The organism is Paenibacillus sp. UNC496MF (genome assembly GCF_900113915.1).
GTDB lineage: Bacteria > Bacillota > Bacilli > Paenibacillales > Paenibacillaceae > Paenibacillus_Z > Paenibacillus_Z artemisiicola.
The window spans coordinates 84,969-108,751 of sequence record NZ_FORE01000021.1 but is presented as its reverse complement, the minus strand read 5'-3'; the positions used below and the strand labels follow the sequence as shown (position 1 = coordinate 108,751).

Below are 23,783 nucleotides of genomic sequence, written 5' to 3'. Positions count from 1 at the left end.
CGGCTCCGCGTCGGTCAATGCCTCCTTTCCGTATGCGGTTGCCCGCCGCCGCGGCCGAACGCGCGGCTCCGCCCGGTTGAGAGCGCTTTAATTTCGGCGTTCGTCTCTTCCCACCGGAGGCGGCGCGCGTCGGGCGGCGATGCGACCCACAAGGATGACAGCGCTTACGTAAAGCCGATTGTAGACGAACATCGCTGCCAAAAGTAGGTACATTTCGGTCGTTTACCGTACGATTTCCCCCGAATGCGGCAGGTACACTTCGCGTTCGGGCGTCCAATTCTCCCGATTTGCCGCGAACGCCCCCTGGCTCCCCGCAGCCGCCGGCCGAACCAAGCCAAAAGCCCGGAAAGTCCGAAATAACCGCTGTGGTGGCCGCTTAAGTACGGTACGGGGCTAACGAGACCAACCGGACGAGCGGCATGTTGGGCGCGACAACCCGTTACCGCCTAGTTTCCGATTACGACCGTATCGCCATCGAGGACGACATGCCGCTGGTGGGTTATAGGCGCAAGAGCGACGCTCATTCGTCGGCCGTGTGGCCGGGGCTGGAACGGACAGGCGCGGGGACGGCGGACAAGACCGGGCATGGCTGAGGGCATGGTGCCGATGGTTAATTATGCAGCGCGGCGAGCCGGCAATGCGGCGTAGCCCCTCGGCGGGCGGCAGGCCCGCGGTGTCGCTGCCGGCAAAGTAGCGGATCTCCTGGCCGCGTAGACGTCCCGTCCCGCATCTCCGGAAACTGACCCAAAGTCCAAAATACTGATACACCGCCTCCCGCTGTATCGGTAGCCGGGCCCGCCGCGAATGCTTGGACAGGGCCAGTCCGCGGGATGCCGGGCATTGTCGAAACCTTTTTCGCTTCTGAAGCAGGCCGAAGGGATTATAATACAGGGCCTTGCTCATATACTCTAACTGGGTGCAGGACTAACGCCGCAACGCAGCGTCACGGCGCGAACGCGCGAGGGAACGGCCGCCCGCCGCCGCCTTGCGCCGATACGGACGCCTCCTTGAAACCGCGGAACAGGAGGCGCCCCGGCTCTCGTCTGCGCGCCTTCCCCCACCGACGTTCCCGGACATGCGTCAGCCGCGAACGCGCGGGTATATACCCGCCGTTTTACCGCTTGAAGCGCCGATTTTTCCCCGTGCGCAGGAAAAGTTTTTGGGCGTTTCATCCTATTTTGCCGCGTGTATAAAACTAGTACAACGGACTTCGGGGAGGAAACGAAATGAATTCGAATGGTTGTGTCGCTATGCTGCTGGCAGGAGGAGAGGGGCGGCGCTTGGCTCCGTTGACGGAGTCCATGGCGAAACCGGCCGTGCCTTTCGGCGGCAGCTGCCGCATCATCGACTACACGCTGAGCAACTGCATCAACTCGGGCATCGGCACGATCGGGGTATTGACGCAGTATATGGCGGATTCGCTTCATGCGCATATCGGGGACGGGACCTCCTGGCATGCGAACGGCCGCGCGGCGGACATCGAGCTGCTGCCTTCCGATCGCGCCGGCGAGCACGGATATGCGGGAACGGCCGACGCGATTTACCAAAATCTCGACTTCCTCGACCGGAAAGCGCCGGAGCATGTGCTGATCCTGTCGGGCGACCATATTTACCGCATGGATTACCGGCGCATGCTTCAAGACCATATCGAGAGCGGCGCGGCGGCCACGATCGCGGTCAAGCGCGTGCCGTGGCGTGACGCGAGCCGGTTCGGCATCATGATCGCGGACGAGCAACGCCGCATCGCGGAGTTCGCCGAGAAGCCCGCGAAGCCGAAGAGCAATCTGGCCTCCATGGGCATTTACATTTTCAAATGGGAGGCGCTGCGGGAAGCGCTGCTGGCGGACCGGGCCGACCCGGCTTCGAGCCGCGACTTCGGCAAGGACATCATTCCGCGGCTGCTGAAGAACGGCACGCCTCTGCTGGCGCATCCGTTCGAAGGCTACTGGCGCGACGTCGGCACGGTCGAAAGCCTGTGGGAGGCGCACATGGACCTCATCGACGGCGAGCTCGACCGCGCCGCCGGCGCGAAGCCGTGGCCGATCCTGTCCAGCGTGCGGAGCCGGCCCGAGCGGTCCTACTTGTGCCCGAACGCGGACGTGCAAAGCTCGTACGTGCATCCCGGCAGCGCGATCAAGGGGGATCTGGACCGCTGCGTCGTGTTCGGCGATGTCGTCGTCGAGGAAGACGCGGACATCCGCGAAAGCGTCCTGATGCCCGGCGCCCGCATCGGCCAAGGCGCGCGTCTATCCCGCGTCATCGTCGGCGAAGGCGCCGTTATCGAAGAAGGCGCGGTCATCGGCAGCCTGAACGGCGACGTCACGGTCATCGCGCCGGGCGAGTGCGTCGCGGCGCATCCGCGCTTCGTCGTGACGCCGGCGCGTCTGCCGCAGTCGCTGTACGACCGCGATACGGCCGCTTCGGCCGGCATCGTGTACGACAAAGCCTGATCGGCCGACGCCGAGCGGAATCAACCTTATTTCGAGTTTCGAGCGAAACCTCCCTATGCGAACCGAAACGAATCCCTAACGAAACGCCCGAACGCGGGAAGCGCGGCTTCCTTCTGTTCGGGCGTTTTTTTTGCCGGCAGTTTAGCCGGCTGCGAAACCTGACCGGATGCAGGCCGACTCCGCGAGCGATACGGGCGATACGTCTCCGGTTGCGCAGAGAGGCCGGCGCGCGAAGATGCGCTTCGCCGCGCGGCTCGGCGACCCGGGGGCGGCCCGCCTGCCGATCGGACAGGCCCGCGGTGCGCCGCCTATCTCCAGCAGCAACAATGGAATCCGCATCCGCGCCCGCAAACGCCCCAAAAGGCCCGCATCCATACGCGGGCCTTTCCTCCTGCTATTTCACGCGCACGGAGCGCCGTTCCTCGGCCGCCTTCAAGGCGGCTTGGATCAGCTTCAGCGAGACAAGCCCGTCCCGCGCGCTGACCGGCGGCTTCTTCCCTTTCCGGATCGCCTCGATGAACGCGTCGATGACGCCGCTCTCCGTCTGGTTGTCGTTCGTCTGCATGCCGTCGATTTCGTATTCCTTGGAGGTGCCGTCGCTCCGCTTCAGCTGGACGGGATACGTTTCGTTGGCGAAAATCTTCAATATCCCCTTCTCGCCGTACAGCACCGTGCTGTTGTCTTCCTCGCCGTAATACGTCCAACTCAGAGCCACGGTGCCGAGCACGCCCCCTTCCGTCTGCACGATGCACACCATGTTGTCGTTCACCGCGATCGGCTCGCCTTCCGTATCGGTCTTATGCAGCGCCCCGCTGAACGCCGCGATGTCCGCGATTTCGTCGTCCAGCAAGTAGCGGACCAGATCCAGCTTATGAATGCCGAGGTCGCCCGCGGCGCCGAGCCCGGACCGCTCCTTGCTGAAAAACCACGTGTCCATGCTCTTCACGAACGCCCAATGCTCCGGCCCGCTGTGGCCGAAGGTCGTCTGGAACGTCAGCACCCGTCCGATCTCGCCCGAATCGATCAGCCGCTTCGCGATCCTGTGCGCCTTGGAGAATCGCTGGTTATGGCCGATCATCAGAATGCCGTCCGAATCCTCTTCCGCCTTCATCATCGCCCGCGCGGCGGCGACCGAGATCGCGATCGGCTTCTCGCACAGCACGTGCTTGCCGGCGCGCAGCGCCTTGACCGTCACTTCCTCGTGCGTCTCGTTCGACGTGCATACGCTGACCGCGTCGATCGTCTCGTCCGCCATGACGTCGTCGATGCTCGGCGCGACCCGGCCGCCGAACCGATCGGCCAGCCGCTGCGCCCGTTCCGGGTTATGGTCGAAGAAGGCGGCGATCTCCGCATGCCCGTTCGCCGCGTACTCCGGCGCGTGCCGGAGCTCCGCGATCGAGCCGCAGCCGATGATCGCTACTCGGATTGTCATGCGTCATCACCTCATCGATTGAAGTCGGCCCGCGCCTGCGGCGCAAGGCCTCTGCTTCTTTATTAACCCATTCCGTACGGGAAGGAAGCAACCGGGGGAGGGCGCCGGCCAACCTAAAAAGGCGCCGCTTCCGCCCGATGGGGCGAAAACGACGCCTGTCCGCAAAGCTTGCCCGGCCGCGGCTGCCTGCCGGCGCGGCTGCGATCACACCAGCTTGAACCGCTCCAGCTGCTCCCGCAGCCCTTCCCGCTTCAAGATCTCCACCTGCTTCTCGCCGATCAGGTCGAAGTGCGGGAACGGGTCGCGGCGGTGAATGTAGGCCGGATCCAATCCGTTGCGCCGGCACCAGGCGGCCAGCTTCTCGAGGTCGCCGCAGCCGACCTTCGTGACGGTCTTGATACCTTTGAAACGCGGCTCGAGCCAGTAGTGGGTCAAATAGGCGATCTCGCCGCGCGACACCGCCGCCTTCCAGCGCGCCAGCTCCTCGCGCGTGACTCCGAATGCCATGGGGCGCCTCCTTCTCCTGCCGTCCTGCGCAGGATGCCGCGATGCCTTCTATTGTGCCCGAAACGGCGGCCGGGAGCAACTCCGGGGAAGCGCGGCCGGTGTCGGCCGGTCAGTCCAGCCGTCAGCTTCCGACGTCCGGCAGCTGCCGTCAGCCGCGCAGAGCCGCGCCGCGCATCGGCGCGAAGAACGTCCGCTCCACCTCGGCCGGGGGCAGCGGGCGGCTGTAATAGTACCCCTGGATTTTCTCGCAGTCGTTGTCCGTCAAGATATCCAGCTGCTCCTTCGTCTCGATGCCCTCCGCGATGACGTCCATGTTCAAATGCTGGGCCATCGAGATGATCGTTGCCACGATCGCCTTATCGTTCCGGTTCACCGTAATGTCGCGGATGAAGGAGCGGTCGATCTTCAGCTTGTGAATCGGCAGCAGCTTCAGATAGCTCAGAGAGCTGTAGCCCGTGCCGAAGTCGTCGAGGCTGATCCGGATGCCGTAATCGGTCAGCTCGTTCAGGATGCCGATCGAGACCGAGGCGTCCATCATCATGCTTTCCGTGATCTCGAGCTCCAGGTACTGCGGCGCCAGACCGGTTTCCTCCAAAATGTTCTTGATGTATTGCGTCAAATTCGGCTGGTGGAACTGCTGCGACGACAGATTCACCGACACCGTGATAAGCGGGCCTCCCGCGTCGTGCCAGGTTTTCATCTGGCGGCACGCCTCCCGCAGCACCCAGGTGCCGAGCTCGTAGATCATGCCCGTCTCTTCCGCGATCGGAATGAACACGCCCGGCGACACGACGCCTCTGGACGGATGGCGCCAGCGGACGAGCGCCTCGACGCCGATCATCCCGCCGTCGCCCGTCCGGATTTGCGGCTGGTAATCCAGGTACAGCTGATCCCCCCCGATCGCCTGCCGCAGCTCGACCTCCAGCTCGATTTTGTGCTGCAGCTGCGCGTTCAGCTCCCCGGTATAGAATTGGTAGCCGTTCTTCCCGTTCTTCTTGACCTCGTACATCGCCGTATCGGCGTTCTTGAGCAGCTGTACCGCGTCCTCCCCGTCCTGCGGGTAGAAGGCGATGCCGATGCTGGCCGTCACGTAGAAGTCGTTCTCCTTCAGGCGAAACGGCACCCCGACGGCCGCGATGATGCGCTTCGCGAACCGTTCCGCCTCGTCCTTCCCGTACCGGCCGTCGCAGAGCAGCGTGAATTCGTCGCCGCCCATCCGGGCCAGCGTCACCCGCTCGTCTTCGAGGCAGGCCACGATCCGCTTGCCCACTTCCTGCAAAAATTGATCCCCGTACGTGTGGCCGAGCGAATCGTTGATCAGCTTGAAGCGATCCATGTCCATGACCATGACGGAGAACCGATCGGGCCGGCCCTCGATCAGCTCCGCGAGCGACCGGTTCAGCATCCGGCGGTTCGGGAGACCCGTCAGCTCGTCGTGGAAGGCCAGGTACTGGATTCTCTCCTTCGCCGCCTTCTCCTCCGTCACGTCCTTGGCGATCATATAGCTGCCGACGATGCCCTCGTCCTGCACGACCGGCACGTGGACGACGCTCAGCTCGATGCGTCTCCCGTCGCGATGGACGAACGCCGTCTGATAGCTCTGCGCCTCGCCCCCAAGCGACCTCCGGAAATGCTCGCGCGTCCGCTCCCGCTCCTCCTCGGCGATATGCGGAAGCAGGTCGTCGATGCCGCGGCTGCGCAGCCACTCGCCGGACAACCCCGTCACCTCGGTCGCTGCCGCGTTGAAGCCCGTGATGCGGCGCGAGGTGTCGATCGAGATGATCGCGTCCTGGTTATTGTCGAACAGCGACTTGTACCAATTCTCGCTTTGCTGAAGCTCGGAATCCTGGCGGGACAGCCGGTTGGAAATGTAGATGCCGAACAGGGACAGGCCCAGCGTGAACAGCGTGCCGCCCGCGATGACGTAGGGCAGGAACGTATGGTTCAGCACGATCCCGCGGACGGCGTGCGGCGCGGCGTCCGTCTCGAACCGCGCGGCGCGCATGCCCGTGTAATGCATCCCGGCGACGGCCGCCCCCATGATCAGGCTGGCGCCGAGCTTCTTCCAGACGCCGCCCCGCTCGTCGCCCCGCCGCAGGTAGAACGCCAGCCACAGCGCCGCGAGCGAAGCCGCGACGGCGATCAGAATCGAGCAGGCGAACAGCAGCGGATCGTAGGCAATGCCGATCTGCATGGCCGCCATGCCCGTATAATGCATGGCCGAAATCCCGGTCGCGAGCAGCAGCCCGCCCGCGAGCAGCCGCCGCGCCGAGGGGCGGCTGCGGCCGACCGCGAACAGCCCGGCGAAGGACGCGGCGATCGCCGCCGCCACGGACAGCACGACCTTGTCCAGGTCGTAGGCGACCGAGACGCTGAGCGAGAAGGCCAGCATGCCGACGAAATGCATCGACCAGATGCCGAGCCCCATCGCCGCCGCGCCGAACAGCAGCCAGCCCCAGCGGGAAGCGCCCTTCGCCGTGCCGATCCGCCCGACCAGGTCCAAGACGGTGTATGAGGCCACGACCGCCACCACATAAGAAAACCACACCAGCATCATATCGTAAGTCCCGTGCGCGTGATGCAAACCCGTCCCTCATTTCTAATCTGATTCATTCATGTTAACGGAATCGGAGGAGCGGCGGAAGTCCCAATTTACGATTTTTGGACCGAATTTTTGCCATTTATAAGAAAACTCGCGACAGGAACCGGCAACTTTGCCGCTGCGCTGCTCGACCCGGATTTCGCCCGGCTTCGGCGGTTCGCGGACGGGCCGATGCGGCAAATCGAACGGTGGCCGGCATTTTATTCAGACCCGGCTTCGCAGGCCGTCGCGAACCTGAACGCGGACGGCAGATGGAATGAACCGGCGGAGCGGAGCGTCTTCCTCGAATTGCCCGCCGCAACGCAGGCAGGCCCCGACGGACGCCAACGCCAACATCCAGGACTATCGGCGGCTTCGCGCGTCGGAAACCGCAGCGCGGCTGAACGGCGTTTACTTCCGGTTTATGGATTGGAAACGGCCTCCGGCGGATGCGCTGCGCCAGACGGCGCCTTTGACCGAGCACGACAGCGCTCAGCCGACGCGCCTTTACCGCATCGTCTCGCAAGTCCTGCCGCTCTATGGCGGATATCCGGCCGATCCGAGCTTGGTTCTCGCCAAGATCGACAGCTTGTACGAAGCGCGGAAGAAGGATAACCCCTGATCGTAGTCCCTGACCGCCTCAAATGCGCAAAGAGCCCGCCGAATATCGGCGGGCTCTTGCTTCAACAAACGGAAAATGCCGCAAGCTTAACCTTCACGCGCTCGCAAGCGCGGCTGCTTCCGGCAACGAAGCAAGCGTCAGAACCCGCGAAGCCGGATTCGCTTCTTCGCTTCTTCGATTATCCCTGCAGCCCGGTCCGATTCTCCCGCAGCCACGCTTCGGCCGCGTCCACGCCGGCCTTCAGCCCGAACAGCCGGCAGTCCGCGCTGCCGACCGCCCCGCGCGCCGGCATGCCGCGCGCGTCCAACTCCGCGCCGACGAGCGTAAAGTCCGCGGAATCGTAGGCGAAGTCGTCGAACCATTTCCATGTCCTCGCGCCCGCTTCGGTCATCGCCGTCCCCATCCGCTTCGCCGGCATGCGGTCCAGCCGCGTTTCGGCCAAATGAAAGGCGGTGCAGGCATGGTAGCCGGCGCCGAGCAGCAGCACCTTCGCTTCCGGCAGCCGGTAGAGCTTGCCAAGCGGGGAATCCGCGCCGAACTGCGGCGTCAGCGGATGATCCGCGACGATCGCCGCGGCCTGCTTGCCGTTCGCGGAGAACGACACCTGCGGATGCGCCGACCGGACCGTTCCCGGGAACGTCCGGAACAGCTCCGCGATCCGGCCCATGCCCCGGGTCGGCGTCGTCAGCGGATCGAAAGCCGGCATCTCGCGGTAAATCGTCTCGAGCCACGCCCGCGGCACGGGCGGGTTGCTCCACTCGGCCGGGTCGCTCCAGTCGCCGGTTTGCGCCGGCATGGCGATCGTGCCTTCGGGGCCGACCGCCTGCAGCAGCGCCTGCACGACGGCCTGCGGCCCGCCGCACACCCAGCCGATGCCGGACAGCGACGCATGCACGAGCAGGACGTCGCCGTCCCGCACGCCGAGCGCCGCAAGGTCGCGCGCGATGCGGGCGACGGTGACGGGCTCGCGGGTCGCCGCGACCGTTTCGAATTCTCCCATGACGGTCCTCCTCTCCTTCGCCGCGTAGTTACTCGTTCAGATGGTAGCAGGTAGGTAAAGTAGATCGAAAATAATAAATGGAAAACAGAGGAAGGCCGACTGACGAAAGCGTTCGCTCCATACCTGCCAGCCAAGCCTCCCTGCTTGTTCTTACCCATCTTAGCGGCTGACCGCGCGCATTACAACTCCGCTTCCGCCAACTCTGCCCGAAACGAATTCAAAATCGCGCGCAGCCCCTCCGGGTCGCTCAGCATCGGCAGATGGCCGGCTTCCAGCGCGGCGACGCGGCCCGGCGACAGATTGGCGATCATGCGATCCTGCAGCCGCGGATCGAATTCCTTGTCCCGCGTCAGCTTGATATAGACCGACGGGACCGGCGGCACCGCCGCGCGGCACGGCTCCGTGTAAAGGCGCCGCGCCTCCGGCACGAACCCGCTCGCGACGGCTTCCGTCTGCGCTTCGCCCAAGCCGTCGCACAGCCCGGCGCGGATCGCCGCCGCCGGCGGCTTCGTGCCGAAGAGCCGCATCAAGGCGGACGCGACCGCCCGCTTCGGCATGGGCAGCGCCGACAGCCACGAACCGCCTTCCCGCGGAATCGCCGCCCCGACCGCCGCGAGGCCGGCCAGCCTTCCGCGCTCGGCCAGCGCCGCCGCCGCCGGCAGCGCCGCGACGCCGCCGATCGAATGCGCGACGACGACCATCCGCCGGACGCGCCACGCTTCCGCCTGCTTGCGCACATGCGCCGCATAGTCGGCCAGTCCGAGCCGCAGCCGCTCCGCGGCGGGACCGTCGCGCAGCGGATAGTCCGCCGCAAGCGCCGGCGCCTCCAGCCCGTCCGTCACCTCCGTCCAAATGCTCCCGCGCAAGCCCGCGCCGCTCACGAACAAAAAGCCGATGTCTTCGTTTCGGCGCATCTCCTGACTCGTCATGCCGAACCCTCCTCCGCGGATTTCCCTGCTCTGCCTCCATTGTAGCCGCGGGAAGTGACAACCCTTGTCAGTCAACGGCGCGAGGCGGCGGTTCGGAAGAACGTACCGGCGGCCAAACAAGCCGCAAGCCGGAAGGACGCGTCCAGGCGGACGCGCCATCCGGCTTGCTTCGGCTTTCGCCCGCGGCGGAGGGGCTTACGTGCCGAGCAGCAGCACGTAATCGATTTTCAAGCTGTCCCAATTGTCCAGCTCGTCGGTCTTGTCGATTTGCAGCTTCACGGTCGCGCCTGCGGGAATGCGCACGTCGCGCAGCACGACGGACCCGTAGAGGGCGATCGACCATGCACCGCACACGCCGATCCTGCTTGCCCTTGCTCCACATTGCACTTCACTTACCTTACCTTCACTTACCTGCATCTGCCCCTGCCCGGCATTTGCTCTTCACTTACCTGTAATTGCCCTGCCCTTGCCCCGCCTCGGCCCTCAACCGCTACCAAGCCGCCACGCAGCCGTCCGTCCGCGGCTCCGTGCCGCCGATCAGCGCGCCGCTCGGGTCGCGCCAGATGACCTGGCCGCAGCCGAACGCCTTGCGGTCGAGCACGAGCTGGATCCGGTGGCCGCGCCGCTCCAGCTGCCGGGCCAGATGCTCGGGGAAGCCGGTCTCGATGGCGACCTTGCGGTCTTCGAGCCATTGCCAGCGCGGGGCGTCCAGCGCCGCCTGCGGGTGTAAGCCGAAGTCGATCAGGTTCGAGACGACCTGCAGATGGCCCTGCGGCTGCATGAAGCCGCCCATGACGCCGAACGGGCCGACCGGCGCGCCGTCCTTCGTGAGAAAACCCGGAATGATCGTATGAAACGGCCGTTTGCCGGGCGCCGCGACGTTCGCGTGGCCGGGATCCAGGGAGAACGACGTTCCCCGGTTTTGCAGCGCGATGCCCGTCCCCGGCACGACCAGCCCCGAGCCGAAGCCCCGGTAGTTGCTCTGGATGAACGACACCATGTTCCCTTCGCCGTCGGCCGCCGCCAAGTAGACGGTCCCGCCGCTCGGCAGCCGGCCCGGCGCGGGCATCAGCGCTTGTTCGCCGATCAGCTGCCGCCGTTGCGCCGCGTAAGCCGGGGAGAGCAGCTCCTCCACGCTCGCCTTCATCATCGCCGGATCCGTAATATGCCGCAGCCCGTCGACGAAGGCCAGCTTCAACGCTTCGATCTGGGCGTGAACCGTCTCGAGCGTATCCCTGTGCGCCAGCGGAATGCCGTCCAGGACGTTCAGCGCCATCAGCGCGACGAGCCCCTGGCCGTTCGGCGGCATCTCCCATACGTCGTAGCCGCGGTACCGGACGGAGATCGGATCCGTCCATTCCGGGCGATGCGCCGCCAAATCCGCCGAGCGGAGCAGGCCGCCGGTCTCGCGGGCGAACCGGTCGATCGCTTCCGCCAGCTCGCCGCGGTAGAACGCCTCGCCCTTCGACGCGGCGATCGCCTCCAGCGTCCGCGCGTGGCCCGGCGAACGCCAGGTTTCGCCCGGCCGCGGCGCCCGTCCCTCCGGCGCGAACACGCGGAACCATTCCGCGAACAGCGGATCGCCGGCCTTCGCTTCCCAGGCCCGGAATGCCCGGGCCCACGTCGCGCCGAGCTCCGGCGTGACCGCGTAGCCTTCGCGGGCATACTCCGCGGCCGGCTCGAGCAGCGACGCGAACGGCAGCCGGCCGAACCGCTCCGACAGCGCCGCCCAGGCGGACGGCGCGCCCGGCACGGTCACCGGGAGCCAGCCGTCGGCCGGCATGCTGTCGCGGGCGCCGCGCTCCCGCGCCGCGTCCGGCGTCAGCGCCATCGGCGAGCGGCCGCTCGCGTTCAAGCCGTGCAGGCGTCCCTCCTGCCAGACGATGGCGAAAGCGTCCCCGCCGATGCCGTTGGCCGTCGGCTCGACGACGGTCAGGCAGGCCGCCGCGGCGATCGCCGCGTCGACGGCGTTACCGCCCTGCTGCAGCATGCGCAGCCCCGCCTGCGCGGCCAGCGGCTGCGAAGCCGCGACCATTCCTTTTCGCGCCACGACCGCCGTTCGCCGCGACGGATACGGATCATGCATCAAATCGAACGTCATCTGTTCCATTCCCCTTTCGGTTCTTGATTCCGGACCGGATTCGATAGTTTCTTCTCCGGAGGGACGCCCGATTCCTGTCCCGGAAGCGCCCGCCGGCCGAAAACGGGCACATCCGCCTAGTTCCCGCGGCTTCCTAGCATGCGGGCGATATCCGCCGTCGCGCAAAACGGGTATCGCGGGTGTTGAAGAGTCCATCCCCGCTATGGTAAAGTATGTAAAATTCAATCCTGACAGGAGGGACGCTCATGTCTCAAGCGCGCGGCCCGCTCGCCGACTATCCGATGGCCGTCATTCCGGGCGGCGACGTCCATCTGCGCGACGACCGCGTCAACCGCCGCTGGACCGTGGCCTTGCGGCCGTTTGCGCTCGGCCGGCATCCCGTCACCGCGGAGCTGTACGCCGCGGTCGCGAATCTGCCGGAGCCGGCGGCCGGCGAGCGGCGCAAGCCGGCCGTGAACGCGTCGTGGCTCGACGCCGTCTCCTTTTGCAATGCGCTCTCGGAACGAACCGGCTACGCGCCCGCGTACGCGATCGGGGAAGACGGCGAGACGGTGTTCTGCGATTGGGACGCCGACGGTTACCGGCTGCCGACCGAAGCGGAATGGCAGCACGCGTGCAAGGCGGGCACGACGGGCTACCGCTACGGCGCGCTGGACGACATCGCCTGGCATGCGGGCAATGCGGGCGGCGCGATCCGCGACGTCGGCGGGAAGGCGCCGAACGCCTGGGGGTTGTACGATATGCTGGGAAACGCGTGGGAGTGGTGCTGGGACGTCTACGACCCGAAGATTTACGGGAGCTATCGGATTTTTCGCGGCGGCAGCTGGGCCGAGGAAGCCCGAGGCTGCGGGGCGACCTGCCGCCGGCGCAGCCACCCGGCGTTCCGCATCGACGACCTGGGCTTCCGCCTGGCCCGGTCCGTGCCCGTTCTATAAAGGGAAGAGCCGGTTCAGCGCGCGCTGAACCGGCTCTATTTCGTTGCTGCAGGAACGGGATTCGCTTAGCCCATCATCAGGCCGATCGCGGCGTTCTCCTTGGGCGTGCCGAGCCAGTAGCCGTACGAAATCGCCGTTTGGACGAAGTTCCCCACCGCTGCCGGCTCGGGCGGACCCGGCGGCACGGAAGCGGCCGGACGCCCGATTTCTTTGAAGAATTGCCCCATCTTCATCGTCGAGGCGATCAGCAGCGTCACCGGCTCGCTCGAGACGTTCCGCCACGCGTGCTTCCGGTTCGGCGCGATATCCAGCGTATCGCCGGCACGGTAGACGGACCACGCGCCGTCCAGCCAAGCTTCGATTTCCCCGGAAATCACGACGAACGTTTCGCGGTCCTCATGGCTATGCACGGGCACGAATACGCCGGGAAAGAGTTCCCCTTTCATCAGGCAGTAATCTTGATTATCGGAAAGCGCGGTCAGATGCTGCAGGCGCGGGCCGAGTACATCCAATACTTCGGACATCGAACATTCTCCTTTTCGTCGCGGATATTTTTGGCAAGATTGCCAACCCTTCCAGCTTCTCCGTTCGGATGCGGCTGTGTTAGGATGGATGCACTTGATGATAACGCGATCTGGACGGTTACGGAACTTCCGCTCTGTTGGGAGGGTATAACCGTTCATTATAGGAGGACTGCGGATGCAGGTGGAATGGTTTCGAAGCTTTACCGAGGCGGCGAAATGGAAGAGCTTGTCCAAGGCGGCGGACAGGCTTAGCCTGACCCAGCCGGCGATCAGCAAGCAAATCCGGCAGCTCGAAGCGACCTACGGCATCGAGCTGTTCCGGCGCAGCGCGGCGGGGGTCGATTTGACGGAGGCCGGCCGGCATTTCTTGGAGCGGATCATGCCCGTCGTGGCCTCGCTGGACACCATCGAAGCGGGCATGCGCCGGTTCAAGGCCGAGCCGGGGTATACGCTGGGCTGTCTGCCGAGCGTCGTGACGCGGCTTCATCCCGGACGGCTGCGCGATTACCGCGACGCCGGCCATCCCGTCACGATCAAGGTGCGGCAAACGTCGGCCGCGCTGCGGGACGAGCTTCAGGAGGGCGCGTTCGACGCCGCCCTGCTGGATGCGGCTTTCGCGGGCGACCGGATGTGGAGCAAGACGCTGTTTACCGAAGGCTATGTCGCGGTGCTGCCGGAAGACCATCCGTTCCGGGGACGGACGTCGCTGCGGCTGGAGGAGCTGAGGAAAGAGCGATTCGTCTTCGCGAGCCCGCAATGCGAGATCCATGACCGGGTCAAAACGCTGGCGGAAAGCTACGGGTACAGCCCCGACGTGGAGCTGGAGGTCGACGGGAATAAAGAATTTCTGTTCAACGTCGCCGTCGGCGCCGGCATCACGGTGCTGCCCGAAATGCTCGCGGCGGAGGCGAAGCAGATGAACCTGCAGGCCGTGCCTCTGGCGGAACCCGGCCTGCGCCGCACCGTCGCGCTCGCCGCGCGAACGGCGGACGTCGGCGCGAAGCTGTTCCGGCTGCTGGACGCCGAACCCGTGCCGTCCGCGTGAGCCGGATAGGGAACCGAAACGATAAGAAGCCTCCTTCTCATGAAGGGGGCTTCTTGCGTTAGGGTTAGGATGCCGCGCTTGTCGGCATCGTTATGCTTCATCTAGGAATCCATCGTTTTCACTTCCGCCGCGCTCGCCACATTATTTCTCCGCTCCAAAATAATGTTTCGGCAATAAATGAAGACGCTCGGCAGCTGGCCGAGGATGAAGACGGGGTCCTTGCGGTAGATCGCGTAGATCGACAGGACGACGCTGCCGAGAATGCTGTAGATCCAGAAGGACAGCGGCACGACGGTCCGCTTCGCCTTCTCGCTGGCCAGCCATTGGGTGATGAAGCGCATCGTGAACATGATCTGCCCGACGAAGCCGAAGACGATCCAAGCCACGCCGCCGGCCGACATGCCGCCTAACAAGGAATGCCACCACATGCTATTGTCCCCGAATCTGGTAGCGGATGACCCGTTTGCGCAGCCAGCCGATGACGATGGCGTCCATCAGCCCGACGAACGCCCGGTTGAGCACGCCGTACTTGGATACGCCGCGCTGCCGCTCCTGGTGGGACACCGCGATCTCGATGACCTGGAAGCCGTTGATCTTCGCCAGCGTCGGCAGGAACCGGTGCATCCCTTCGTACAAATAATAGCTCTCGGCCACCTCGCGCTTCATGAGCTTCATCGGGCAGCCCGTGTCGTAGATGGTATCGCCGGTCAGCCAGTTCCGGACCCCGTTGCCGATCCGCGACGAGACCTTCTTCACGAGCGAATCCTTCCGCCGGACGCGCTTGCCGTTCACGAAATCCATCTTCGGGATGTACGGCATCAGCTTGAAAATATCCCGCGGGTCCGTCTGCAAATCCGCGTCGATGAGCGCGATCAGCTCGCCGGAGGCGCCCTTCATCCCGGCATAGATCGCGGCCGTCTGCCCGCAATTCTTGACGAAATGGATGACCTTCACCGCCGGATCCCGCTCCGCGAGCTCGTTAAGGATGCTCGCGCTCCGATCCCTGCTGCCGTCGTTGACGAGCACGATCTCGTAGCTCTCTATTTTTTGCCGGACCGCGTTCGTAATCGCCTCGTGCAGCAGCAAAATATTTTCTTCTTCATTATAGATCGGCGCGACGATCGAGAGCTTGACCATAGTTATTCCCCCTATACCATGTGACGAACCTGCATAACCCGTCGTGAAAATCGGTCCGCGGCGCGTAGCCGAACAGCCGGCCCGCCTTGGACACGTCCGCGTACGTCTGCCTGACGTCGCCCGGCTGATTCGGCAGCCAGCGGATGACGGCCTTCTTGCCGAACGCCCGTTCCACGCCCCGGACCAGCTCAAGCAGCGAGACCGTCCGGTTCGTGCCCAAATTCACGATTTCGTAGACGGCGTCCCGCGCTTCGACGTACCGCAGGCTGCCCATGATCCCGTCGACGATGTCCCCGATGTACGTGTAGTCGCGTCTGGACGACCCGTCGCCGTAGACCGTCAGCGGTTCGCCGCGGTCGAGCATGGCCGCGAATTTATGAATGGCCAGATCCGGGCGCTGCCGCTCGCCGTACACGGTGAAGAACCGGAGCATAACCGTATCGATGCCATGCAAATAATAGTACGTATGGCCGAGCACCTCGCAGGCTTTCTTCGTTGCCGCGTACGGCGAGATGCTCCGGTCGACGGCGTCGTCCTCCGCGAACGGCGCCTTCTCGTTGTTGCCGTAGACCGAGGAGGACGAGGCGCACAGCCATTTGCGCACGCCGTGCCGTCGCATCGCCTCCAGCAGCTGGATAGTGCCGCGGACGTTCACGTCCTCGTACAGCAGCGGGTCCGCGATGGACGGCCGCACGCCGGCCATGGCCGCGAGGTGGATGACCGCGTCGATCCGCTCGCCCGCGAACGCGGCGTCCAACTCGTCCGCATGGCGAATATCCGCGACGGCGAGCTTGAAGCTGTCCCCGGCGACAGCCCGCTGCAGACGAAGCAGATCGGTTTCTTTGTGGATAAATTGAAAATCCGGTTCCATTCCGATACTATTCAGGATATTCTTAATCTTGGTTTTGTAATCGTACGCTTCGTTGAAATTGTCGACGCAGACGACGCGATGGCCCGCCTTCAACAGCCGCTCGCACAAATGGGAGCCGATGAAACCCGCTCCCCCGGTTACGCAATAGGTACTCATTGCGCCTCCTCCAGGGTGTACGCCGGTTCGATCGAACCGACCGGATAGTAACGGAACAGCCGCCGGATCCGCGGATCGTCCGCGAACTGGTTGCGCAGGTCGAAGAAATGGCCGCCGCGCATGCTTCTGGCGATCCGATCCCAACCAAGGTCGCGGAATTGCGGCCATTCCGTCATCAGGACGAGGGCGTCCGCGTGCTGCGCGCATTCCGCCGCGCTCTCGCAGTAGGCGACGGCGCCGTCCCATTCGGTCCACTGCCGCTTCGCCTGCCTCATGCCCTGCGGGCAATACGCCTTCACGGCCGCGCCCCGGCTTAACAAGCCGTTAATGATATCATAGCTGGGCGCGTACCGGATATCATCGGTCTCGGGTTTGAAAGACAAGCCCAGCACGGCGACGGTCTTGCCCTTGAGCGAGCCGCCGAACGCGAGCGCCTCGGCGATTTTGTCCGCCATCCGCCGCTTCTGCTTCTCGTTGGCCGCCGCGGCCGCGCTCACGACGAACACCTCTTCGCCGTTCCGGCGGCCGGCGTCGAGCAGCGCCTGCGTGTCCTTGGGGAAGCAGCTGCCGCCGTAACCGGGACCGGCCTGCAGGAAGTGCGGAGAGATCCGTTCGTCGAGCCCCATGCCCGCGGCGATGTCCCCGATGTTCGCGCCGACCTTCTCGGCCAGCAGCGCCAGCTCGTTCACGAACGAGATTTTGACGGCGAGGAACGAATTGGACGCGTACTTGACCATTTCGGCCGTCTCCCAGTTCGTGTATAGGAACGGCACGTCCTGCCGCAGATGGTCGGCGTAGACGGTCTGCAGCATCCGCTTCGCGTCCTCGCTCTCGGTGCCGACGACGACCCTTGACGGCGCGAGGGAGTCGGAGACCGCCTTGCCCTGGCGGAGAAACTCCGGATTCGACGCGACGTCGATGCGGTACGGGGCGTTCCGGGCCTTCAGCGCGCCGTCGAGATAACGCGCGATCGAACGCGCCGTGCCGACGGGCATCGTCGACTTGCAGACGACCGTCTTCGGGCCGTTCGCGTAACGGCCGATCGCTTGCACGACATCCTGAACGTGGTCAAGATTGGCGCTGCCGTCCTCCTTGGCCGGCGTGCCGACCGCGATGAAGAGCACGTCGCTCCCGCGGATGACGTCCTTGGCGCTCGCCGTGAACGACAGCGTGCCCGCGCGAAGGCCGGCGGCGAGCAATTCGTCGAGCCCCGGCTCGTAGATCGGCGATTGCCCCCGCGACAACCGGCCGATCTTGCCGGCATCGACGTCCATGCACGTCGCCCGGAAGCCGTGCCCGGCAAGCACGGCGCCGTGTACGAGCCCGACGTAGCCCGTGCCCATGACTCCAATCTTGACCATCGGATCCACCTCATATCCTGCCAAAATACGAAACTTAAAAATAATTAGTTTACCAACTTAACTTTTATAATAATGACCCGTGTCGTCTATTTCAAGTACAACATTTCCCTTCCGGCAGCCTCTCGCAGGCCGGCGAAGCCGCCTCCCGCGCGCTTCGTCTTGTCCCGCGGGACGCCGCCCGGCACGCACAAAACCGATTTCGATAGGAGCATGCACGCCATGAACGACAACCGACAAGACATCATCCAGCGGCTGAGGGACGCCTTCATCCTGTTCGCCAAAGCCGAGTGGCGGGAGAAGCCGGTCAACGGCCTGACGCGCAGCGACATCCGCATCCTCTTCTCCGTCATGGAGTATGAGAACAACGGCAATCCCAAGCCGCGCATCTCCGATCTCAGCAAACGGCTGCTCGTGACGACGCCGACGGTCACGCAGCTGATCAAGAAGCTGATCGAGGAGGATCTGATCGAGCGCACCGTCGATCCGGACGACCGGCGTTCCGTCGGCATCGGGCTGACGGCCAAAGGCAAGGAGGTCGCCAAGTCGGCCGAGCTGTACATCCGCGACTCGCTCGGCGGCTTGATCGACGATCTGGGCGAGGACGAAAGCCGTCAGCTGGCGGAGCTGCTTACGAAAGCTTATCATTATTTTAATAATCGAGAAGGAGAAAAATGACAACAACCGTATGAGCCCCCGGCTTGGCCCGAAGGCTAGTACCACTATACTACGAAAGCCCCTCTGCGAACGAATGCATAGATTTTACAGAAGCCATAGATCATGTCTATGATGGAACCTGTCGCCAACCTAAAGAGACGCTCGGGCTCGCCCCGGCGTCTCTTCGTTCGTAACGGCAAAAGAATGCGCGCTTATAGGACGACGATGCGGTCGATTCACCAATAGGCGCCTAGGATCAGGGCGATCGCGGAGCCCGCCGTCACGGCCCGCCTCGAGCATTTCCAGCGATGTGCGCGATCGTAAATGTTCGGGTACTGCTTGAACGTCTGCCTGGCGATCAGCAGCGAGAACAGGAATAAGAGATGTTCGTACCCGCCCAAAATATGACCCCTGCCCAAGGTAAAGAACGAAAACCAGCCCGAAGCATGCGCCGCTCCGTCCGGGCTTTCCGTACCGCCGGATGCCGCGCGATTGCCATCCGCCTGCGATTGCGGATCTTGATGGAGCGCCGCATAATCGCTTTCCGTGAGCTTCATCTAGAGGAGCGCGGCAATGATGGCTAAAGCGACCCCGATTTCCGCCATATAAGCCAGCACGGGCACGATGCTCGTTCCTCCGTCCGCCTTCAACCCCGCAAGACCTTCCGCGTAACCCGCGCCGTAGAAGGGCATGAGCGGGTGCATCGGAATCGTGCTCCTCGTGCTGCCGTCGCGTTCCTGTCGTCCCGCATGATTCCGAAGTACGAGAAGCTCCCGGCAGCGGTTAAGCCCGAGGCCGAGGGGCATTCAAGTGAGCGGCAGCTTTGAACGGACCGCTTAATATAAAATTGCGGAGCCACGTCAACGTACAGGCTAGCCGGCCAACTTCAAGCCATGCAAAAAAGGAACACGTCGATTTCATGACGTGTTCCTTTTTCGTGCCGTTATTGGCGGCGCCGATTTCAAGCGAGCGGTTCCTGCCAAGACGCCAGCCGAAACGCTCGGCCGCAGGATCCCGTCAGGCGCAGGCTTCTCTTACAGCTTGACGGCCGGCTTGACCGTGAACGTGCCGGCCTTGCCTTTGCCGTCGACTTCGATCGCATATTCGCCGGGCTGCGGATTGTTGAGCAGGAAGATGTTTTGGCCCGGCTTCACGTCGGCGCTGAAGTTCAAATCCTTGGACACGATCTTGAGCCCGCTGCCGGCGCTCGCCTTGACGTTGAACACGACCTTGATCATGGCGTTCGCCTGAAATTCGGTCACCTTCGGCGCGAAGCCGGCGCCGGTGACGTCGATCGTGGCGACCTGCATGTCGTTCGCGTCGTCCATCGCGGCGACCTGCGACGTCGGCTGGCCGATGCCGCCGAGCTGCAGCCGGTCCTGCAGCAGCAGGGCGCCGGCGAACAGCGCCACGGCGCCGGCGCCGAGGACGATGCTGCCGCGGTAGGAAGGCTTGGCCGCCGCTGCGGCCGCTGCGCCGGTCTTCGCCCGGCGGCCGGCCTGGCTGGCAGCGGCACGGTGGCGGGCCTTGCCGGCGGCTGCGCTGCCGCGCTCGGCAGGCGCCCGATCCGCCGCACGCTGAATGAGGAAGGCGCAGCCGGCGAACAGCAGCGCCGTCACGAGAACGACCGTGCCGGAGCCGAAGAACAAGCTGCCGAGCACCGTACCGGCCAAGCCGGCAAGCACGCCGGCGAGCCCGCCGTTCACGGCTGATGGCGGGCCATATGCCGCGCCGCTCGTGGCGCCGGCGACCGCGCCGAACAGCGCCGCGAATCCCAATAGCGCGGCGAGCCGCAGGTCGAAGGACTGCGCCAGGATGGCGCCGAAGGCGAGTCCCGCCGCGACAGCGGACAGGAGCGCCGCGCGCAGTCCGGCGCGCCGCGGCCTTACGGTTCGTTTGCGATAGCCGAGGACGTTGAAGTACAGTTCGATCAGCCCGACCACCAGCAGGCTCCCCGCGTTAAACAGCATGGCATTCATCTCTCCGTCTCGTTTCGAATGTCTCGCCGGAATGGCCGATTTCCGTTTCCCGTTTCCATTCCGTTTTCACTTCGCTTATTGGATTCCGATGCAAGGGTTCGCATTACCTGCAAGAACTCACTTCAATTTCTTGCCGAAGTCCCAGTCCGGGTACACGTACGGAATTTCCGGCGCCGACGCCGGCTCCGCGCTTTCGATCGTCAGCTTGACGACCTTCTGCTCGTGGAAGGTCGCGGTCGCCAGCGTACCGGTCAGGGTTACCCAGGAATCGTTGGCGTAGCCCCCCGCGTTGTCCGCTTCGGCGATAATGCCGTACGGCGAAATATCCGCGATGCAGTGCGTCATGGCCATGCGCCCGATGATGAGCTGATTGGCCGCCAGCCCCTCCTCCCGGTACACGAACCCGCGGATTTGCAGCTTCTTCCCCTGGAAATTGTCGGCGAACGTATTCATCGCCTGCAGCTTCTCGATGAACCATTCGTCGCTCATCGCGATCGTATCCTGCTTGTACAGCAGCATGCCGAGCTTGGCGTAATCCCGGTCGTACGTATCCGAGCGGAACAGCTGCTTCAGGTCGGGATCCTCGGTCCCGTCCAGCCGCGCCAGATCCGCGGGCATGCCGCCCCCGGAGAAGACGCCGAGGTTCATCCCCTTATTGTGCGCGAGCGACCCGGCGAACGCTTCGTTCGGCAGCAGCAGTCCGAGCAGCAGCGGCAGAACGAACAAGCCGTATACCAGTCCATTCTTCACGGGACCGCCTGCGGGTTCGTGGCTGTGCCCATGGTCGTCGTGACCGTGGCTGTGGCCGCAGTCGCAGGCTGCCGCGGGCGCCCGGAAGGAGCGGATCAGCAGGTACAGCTGGCCGAGCATGAAGAGCGCCATGCAGCCGGCGGCGAGATCGGCGTATTTGACGAGCTGCGGGGCGATGAAGAGCAGAATTTGCCCGGTGGCCGACAGATAGGCGACATACGCGGTCAGCCCGAGCAGAATCGCCAGTCGGACGATATGATGCAGCAGCGGCGCGATTCGGCTCGCGTTCATGGCACGACTTCCTCTCATGGCAATATGAATTGGCCGAGCGCCCACGTGCCGGCATAGACGAATCCGGCGGCGAGCGCGGCGTAGAGCAGCACGAACCGGGTTTTGAACACCGCGGTCATCATCAGCAGCCCTTTCAGGTTCAGCATCGGGCCGAGCACCATGAACGCGACGAGCGCGCCGGAAGCGAAGGTCGTCGTGAACGACTGCGCGACGAACGCGTCCGACGTCGAGCAGAGCGACAGCAGGAAGCCCAGCCCCATCATGATGAGGTTCGAGCCGGCCGGGCCGTGTCCGAGCGCTTCCAGGCTGCTCCGCGTCACGAAGGCCTGCAGCACGCCCACGAGCAGCGCGCCGATCATGAGGTATTTGCCCATCGAAAAAAACTCGCCGATCGCGTGGCTCATGGCGTCCGTCAGCTTGTTCACGCTCCGGGCGGCCAGGCTGCGGGAAAGAGCCGCTTCTTGCGCATGGTCATGATGACGGACGTGCGCATGAAGATGGGCGTGGTCGTGATGACGGGCGTGGTCGTGCGAGTGGTCGTGCGCATGGTCATGGTCGTGTCCGCGATCGTGCCTGCCGCCCGGCACCGGCTTCAGTTGGTCGGTCTTCACGAACCGGTGCACGATCAGGCCGATGGCGACCGCCGTCAGGAACGCGAGTCCCATCCGCGACCAGACGAGCTCCGGCTTGTTGCGGAACGCCGTGAGCGTGGACCAGAAGACGATCGGATTCAAGATCGGGCCCACGACCAGAAACGTCGTCGCGGCGTACAAGGGCATGCCCTTCGCGATCAGCCTGCGAATCGCCGGCACCATGCCGCATTCGCAGATCGGGAACATGATGCCGATGAAGCTGGCCACGACGATGCCGAGCAGCGGATTCCGCGGAATGAGCCGGCGGATCGTCCGCTCGGGCACGAATACCTCGAGCAGCGCCGAGACGATGACGCCGACGAGGATGAACGGCAGCGCCTCGATGATGACGCTGATGAACATCATTTTGATGATTTGCAGCTTTTGGTTCTGGAACACGGCGCCGGGCGGCAGCTTCGAGAGCAGATACAGCGCGACGATGATCGCGACGGAGGCGGCGATGACGGCATTGCCGCTCCCCCTCCGCGGCTTGGCGGCCGTTACGGTCGTTTGCATGACGATTCTTCCTCCTAGACGAATACGCGTTCGGCGAGCCAGACGGCGCCGAGCACGAGCGCGGCCGCGGAACCGGCCATGACGGCACGGCGGGCGTGCTGCCATTTATGCAGCAGGTACAGCAGCGGGAGCAGCAGGGCGACGAGCGACAGCTGCACGGCTTCGATGCCGAGGTTGAAGCTGATCAGATCGACGGCGAGCTCGCTCTTCGGCAAGGACATCTCCTTCAGCAAGTCCGCGAAGCCCATGCCATGGATTAGGCCGAACAGGAACGTCAGCACCCAGCGGTAGCTGACCTGGCCGCGGACCATGTTGTCGACGGCCACGCAACAGATGCTGAGCGCGATGGCCGGCTCGACGATCCGCGGCGACACGTCGATGATGCCGAGCACGGTCAGCGTGAGCGTGATGCTGTGCGCGGCGGTGAATGCCGTAATCATCGAGGCGTACTGCTTGAACGATTGTCTCGCGATGAGCAGCGAGAACAGGAACAAGAGGTGATCGTAGCCGCCCAAAATATGATGAATGCCGAGATTGAAGAACGACAGCCAGCCCGAGGTCGGCGATTCCGCCGCCGCGTCCGTCGCGGAAGCCTCGCCCGGCTGCGTCGCCGCGTTTGCTTGGCCGTCCGCGTCCGGCTTGGCCGGCTGATCGGTCCCCGCCGACAGCGCGCTTGCGTCCTGCGGCAGATCCGCGTACTCGGTTTCCGTCATCTGCATCGCCCATAAGCGGTTGTCGCCCGACAGCGCGGCGGTGCTCTTCTGCTTGCCGTAATCGACGGTCAGCAAGTCCACGTACGTGGACGAGGTTTTGGTTTGCTCGTACAGCCGGTCCGTCATGGCGATCGGCTGCCCCGAGCCGACGGGCGGGTACGAAGCCTTCAGCATCGCCTTCGTGGCGTCGCCCTGCCGGTCAAGCACGCAGCTGACGACCTTCGTCCACGGCGTCGAGACGCCGCCGATCTTGATCGCGATGCTTGTTTGCAGCAGCGCGACGAGCGAATCCTTGACGGCGTCGAACTCCTCCTGTTCCAGCATGCCGTTCTTGTTGACGTCCCCGCCGACCAGCTCGATGACCGACAGCTCGTCGAGCGAATACGTCATTTCCGTGGTCGCGCGGGACAGGTCGAGCGTCGTGTAGCCGGCGCTGTACGCGTGAGCCTCCGCCTTCCAGGGGACCGTCAAGAACGCTAGCGCTCCCGCCGTCAATATCACGGCCAGCAATCGCATGGTGCGCAATGCGTGCATTCCGTCATTCTCCTCCTTATTAAAGACAACAGGGATGCCGCTCGCGAGCGGCATCCTCCTGTT

23 protein-coding genes are annotated in these 23,783 nt (G+C 64.4%); 5 read left to right on the top strand and 18 right to left on the bottom strand.

The annotated features are described in order from the left end of the window. Positions 1–1,226: 1,226 nt before the first annotated feature. Positions 1,227–2,450, top strand: a complete 1,224-nt coding sequence (locus tag BMZ79_RS31200) for a sugar phosphate nucleotidyltransferase (protein WP_090648465.1) — start codon at positions 1,227–1,229, stop codon at positions 2,448–2,450. A gap of 394 nt (positions 2,451–2,844) precedes the next feature. Here BMZ79_RS31200 and BMZ79_RS31190 read toward each other — a convergent pair whose 3' ends face one another. The 3 genes from BMZ79_RS31190 to BMZ79_RS31180 form a co-directional block, all read right to left on the bottom strand. Continuing rightward, complete coding sequence (locus tag BMZ79_RS31190; RefSeq protein WP_090648460.1) at positions 2,845–3,882, bottom strand: Gfo/Idh/MocA family protein; 1,038 nt, start codon at positions 3,880–3,882, stop codon at positions 2,845–2,847. Between the two features lie 204 nt (positions 3,883–4,086). Continuing rightward, positions 4,087–4,389, bottom strand: a complete 303-nt coding sequence (locus BMZ79_RS31185; protein WP_090648457.1) for a hypothetical protein — start codon at positions 4,387–4,389, stop codon at positions 4,087–4,089. A gap of 148 nt (positions 4,390–4,537) precedes the next feature. Beyond that, the gene (locus tag BMZ79_RS31180; protein WP_256253280.1) at positions 4,538–6,943 is read right to left on the bottom strand and encodes an EAL domain-containing protein; all 2,406 of its coding nucleotides are present in this window, start codon (positions 6,941–6,943) and stop codon (positions 4,538–4,540) included. Between the two features lie 451 nt (positions 6,944–7,394). Here BMZ79_RS31180 and BMZ79_RS34900 point away from each other — a divergent pair, with 451 nt between their 5' ends. After that, positions 7,395–7,592, top strand: a complete 198-nt coding sequence (locus tag BMZ79_RS34900; RefSeq protein ID WP_218154849.1) for a hypothetical protein — start codon at positions 7,395–7,397, stop codon at positions 7,590–7,592. A gap of 178 nt (positions 7,593–7,770) precedes the next feature. On the opposite strand, the gene BMZ79_RS31170 is transcribed toward BMZ79_RS34900, so the two are convergent. The 4 genes from BMZ79_RS31170 to BMZ79_RS31160 all read right to left on the bottom strand — a co-directional run bounded on the left by BMZ79_RS31170 (position 7,771) and on the right by BMZ79_RS31160 (position 11,622). Continuing rightward, positions 7,771–8,592 carry an AAC(3) family N-acetyltransferase gene (locus BMZ79_RS31170; RefSeq protein ID WP_090648450.1) on the bottom strand — a complete coding sequence of 274 codons (822 nt, stop codon included), beginning with the start codon at positions 8,590–8,592 and terminating at the stop codon, positions 7,771–7,773. Positions 8,593–8,771: 179 nt separating this feature from the next. Continuing rightward, entirely contained in the window at positions 8,772–9,521 is a 750-nt protein-coding gene (locus tag BMZ79_RS31165; RefSeq protein WP_090648447.1) for an alpha/beta hydrolase, read from the bottom strand. Between the two features lie 195 nt (positions 9,522–9,716). Continuing rightward, entirely contained in the window at positions 9,717–9,875 is a 159-nt protein-coding gene (locus BMZ79_RS34620; RefSeq protein WP_177222448.1) for a hypothetical protein, read from the bottom strand. 136 nt (positions 9,876–10,011) lie between these two features. Then, positions 10,012–11,622, bottom strand: a complete 1,611-nt coding sequence (locus BMZ79_RS31160) for a gamma-glutamyltransferase family protein (protein ID WP_090648445.1) — start codon at positions 11,620–11,622, stop codon at positions 10,012–10,014. Between the two features lie 245 nt (positions 11,623–11,867). On the opposite strand from BMZ79_RS31160, the gene BMZ79_RS31155 reads away from it, so the two are divergent. After that, positions 11,868–12,557, top strand: a complete 690-nt coding sequence (locus tag BMZ79_RS31155; RefSeq protein ID WP_256253268.1) for a formylglycine-generating enzyme family protein — start codon at positions 11,868–11,870, stop codon at positions 12,555–12,557. 65 nt (positions 12,558–12,622) lie between these two features. Here BMZ79_RS31155 and BMZ79_RS31150 read toward each other — a convergent pair whose 3' ends face one another. Further along, positions 12,623–13,081 (bottom strand): cupin domain-containing protein, encoded by a 459-nt coding sequence (locus BMZ79_RS31150; RefSeq protein ID WP_177222447.1) that lies wholly within the window; start codon positions 13,079–13,081, stop codon positions 12,623–12,625. Between the two features lie 175 nt (positions 13,082–13,256). Here BMZ79_RS31150 and BMZ79_RS31145 point away from each other — a divergent pair, with 175 nt between their 5' ends. Continuing rightward, the gene (locus BMZ79_RS31145) at positions 13,257–14,126 is read left to right on the top strand and encodes a LysR family transcriptional regulator (RefSeq protein WP_090648440.1); all 870 of its coding nucleotides are present in this window, start codon (positions 13,257–13,259) and stop codon (positions 14,124–14,126) included. 101 nt (positions 14,127–14,227) lie between these two features. Here BMZ79_RS31145 and BMZ79_RS31140 read toward each other — a convergent pair whose 3' ends face one another. Genes BMZ79_RS31140 through BMZ79_RS31125 form a run of 4 tightly spaced genes read right to left on the bottom strand, consistent with a single transcriptional unit; the run spans position 14,228 to position 17,651 of the window. Beyond that, positions 14,228–14,554: a lipid-A-disaccharide synthase N-terminal domain-containing protein gene (locus BMZ79_RS31140; RefSeq protein WP_090648438.1), complete on the bottom strand. Its 327-nt coding sequence runs from the start codon at positions 14,552–14,554 to the stop codon at positions 14,228–14,230. 1 nt (position 14,555) lies between these two features. Then, entirely contained in the window at positions 14,556–15,263 is a 708-nt protein-coding gene (locus tag BMZ79_RS31135) for a glycosyltransferase family 2 protein (RefSeq protein ID WP_090648435.1), read from the bottom strand. Further along, positions 15,229–16,290 (bottom strand): GDP-mannose 4,6-dehydratase, encoded by a 1,062-nt coding sequence (locus tag BMZ79_RS31130; RefSeq protein WP_090648432.1) that lies wholly within the window; start codon positions 16,288–16,290, stop codon positions 15,229–15,231. Before BMZ79_RS31130 ends, BMZ79_RS31135 begins: the two co-directional genes overlap by 35 nt. Then, positions 16,287–17,651 carry a UDP-glucose dehydrogenase family protein gene (locus BMZ79_RS31125; protein ID WP_090648430.1) on the bottom strand — a complete coding sequence of 455 codons (1,365 nt, stop codon included), beginning with the start codon at positions 17,649–17,651 and terminating at the stop codon, positions 16,287–16,289. The genes BMZ79_RS31130 and BMZ79_RS31125 overlap by 4 nt, the downstream gene beginning before the upstream one ends. Before the next feature lie 219 nt (positions 17,652–17,870). Here BMZ79_RS31125 and BMZ79_RS31120 point away from each other — a divergent pair, with 219 nt between their 5' ends. Beyond that, positions 17,871–18,326, top strand: a complete 456-nt coding sequence (locus tag BMZ79_RS31120; RefSeq protein WP_177222446.1) for a MarR family winged helix-turn-helix transcriptional regulator — start codon at positions 17,871–17,873, stop codon at positions 18,324–18,326. Between the two features lie 215 nt (positions 18,327–18,541). On the opposite strand, the gene BMZ79_RS34615 is transcribed toward BMZ79_RS31120, so the two are convergent. From BMZ79_RS34615 to BMZ79_RS31095, 6 genes are all read right to left on the bottom strand, one after another. Beyond that, positions 18,542–18,862: a hypothetical protein gene (locus tag BMZ79_RS34615; RefSeq protein ID WP_090648423.1), complete on the bottom strand. Its 321-nt coding sequence runs from the start codon at positions 18,860–18,862 to the stop codon at positions 18,542–18,544. Beyond that, positions 18,863–19,009, bottom strand: a complete 147-nt coding sequence (locus tag BMZ79_RS34610) for a hypothetical protein (RefSeq protein WP_177222445.1) — start codon at positions 19,007–19,009, stop codon at positions 18,863–18,865. A gap of 330 nt (positions 19,010–19,339) precedes the next feature. Continuing rightward, entirely contained in the window at positions 19,340–20,284 is a 945-nt protein-coding gene (locus BMZ79_RS31110; protein WP_090648420.1) for a cupredoxin domain-containing protein, read from the bottom strand. A gap of 117 nt (positions 20,285–20,401) precedes the next feature. Continuing rightward, positions 20,402–21,325, bottom strand: coding sequence for a TIGR03943 family putative permease subunit (locus BMZ79_RS31105; RefSeq protein ID WP_177222444.1), 924 nt, complete (start codon positions 21,323–21,325; stop codon positions 20,402–20,404). 14 nt (positions 21,326–21,339) lie between these two features. Then, positions 21,340–22,473 (bottom strand): permease, encoded by a 1,134-nt coding sequence (locus BMZ79_RS31100; protein ID WP_177222443.1) that lies wholly within the window; start codon positions 22,471–22,473, stop codon positions 21,340–21,342. A gap of 14 nt (positions 22,474–22,487) precedes the next feature. Beyond that, on the bottom strand, positions 22,488–23,720 hold the full coding sequence (locus BMZ79_RS31095) for a HupE/UreJ family protein (RefSeq protein WP_177222442.1): 1,233 nt from the start codon (positions 23,718–23,720) through the stop codon (positions 22,488–22,490). Positions 23,721–23,783: the final 63 nt, after the last annotated feature.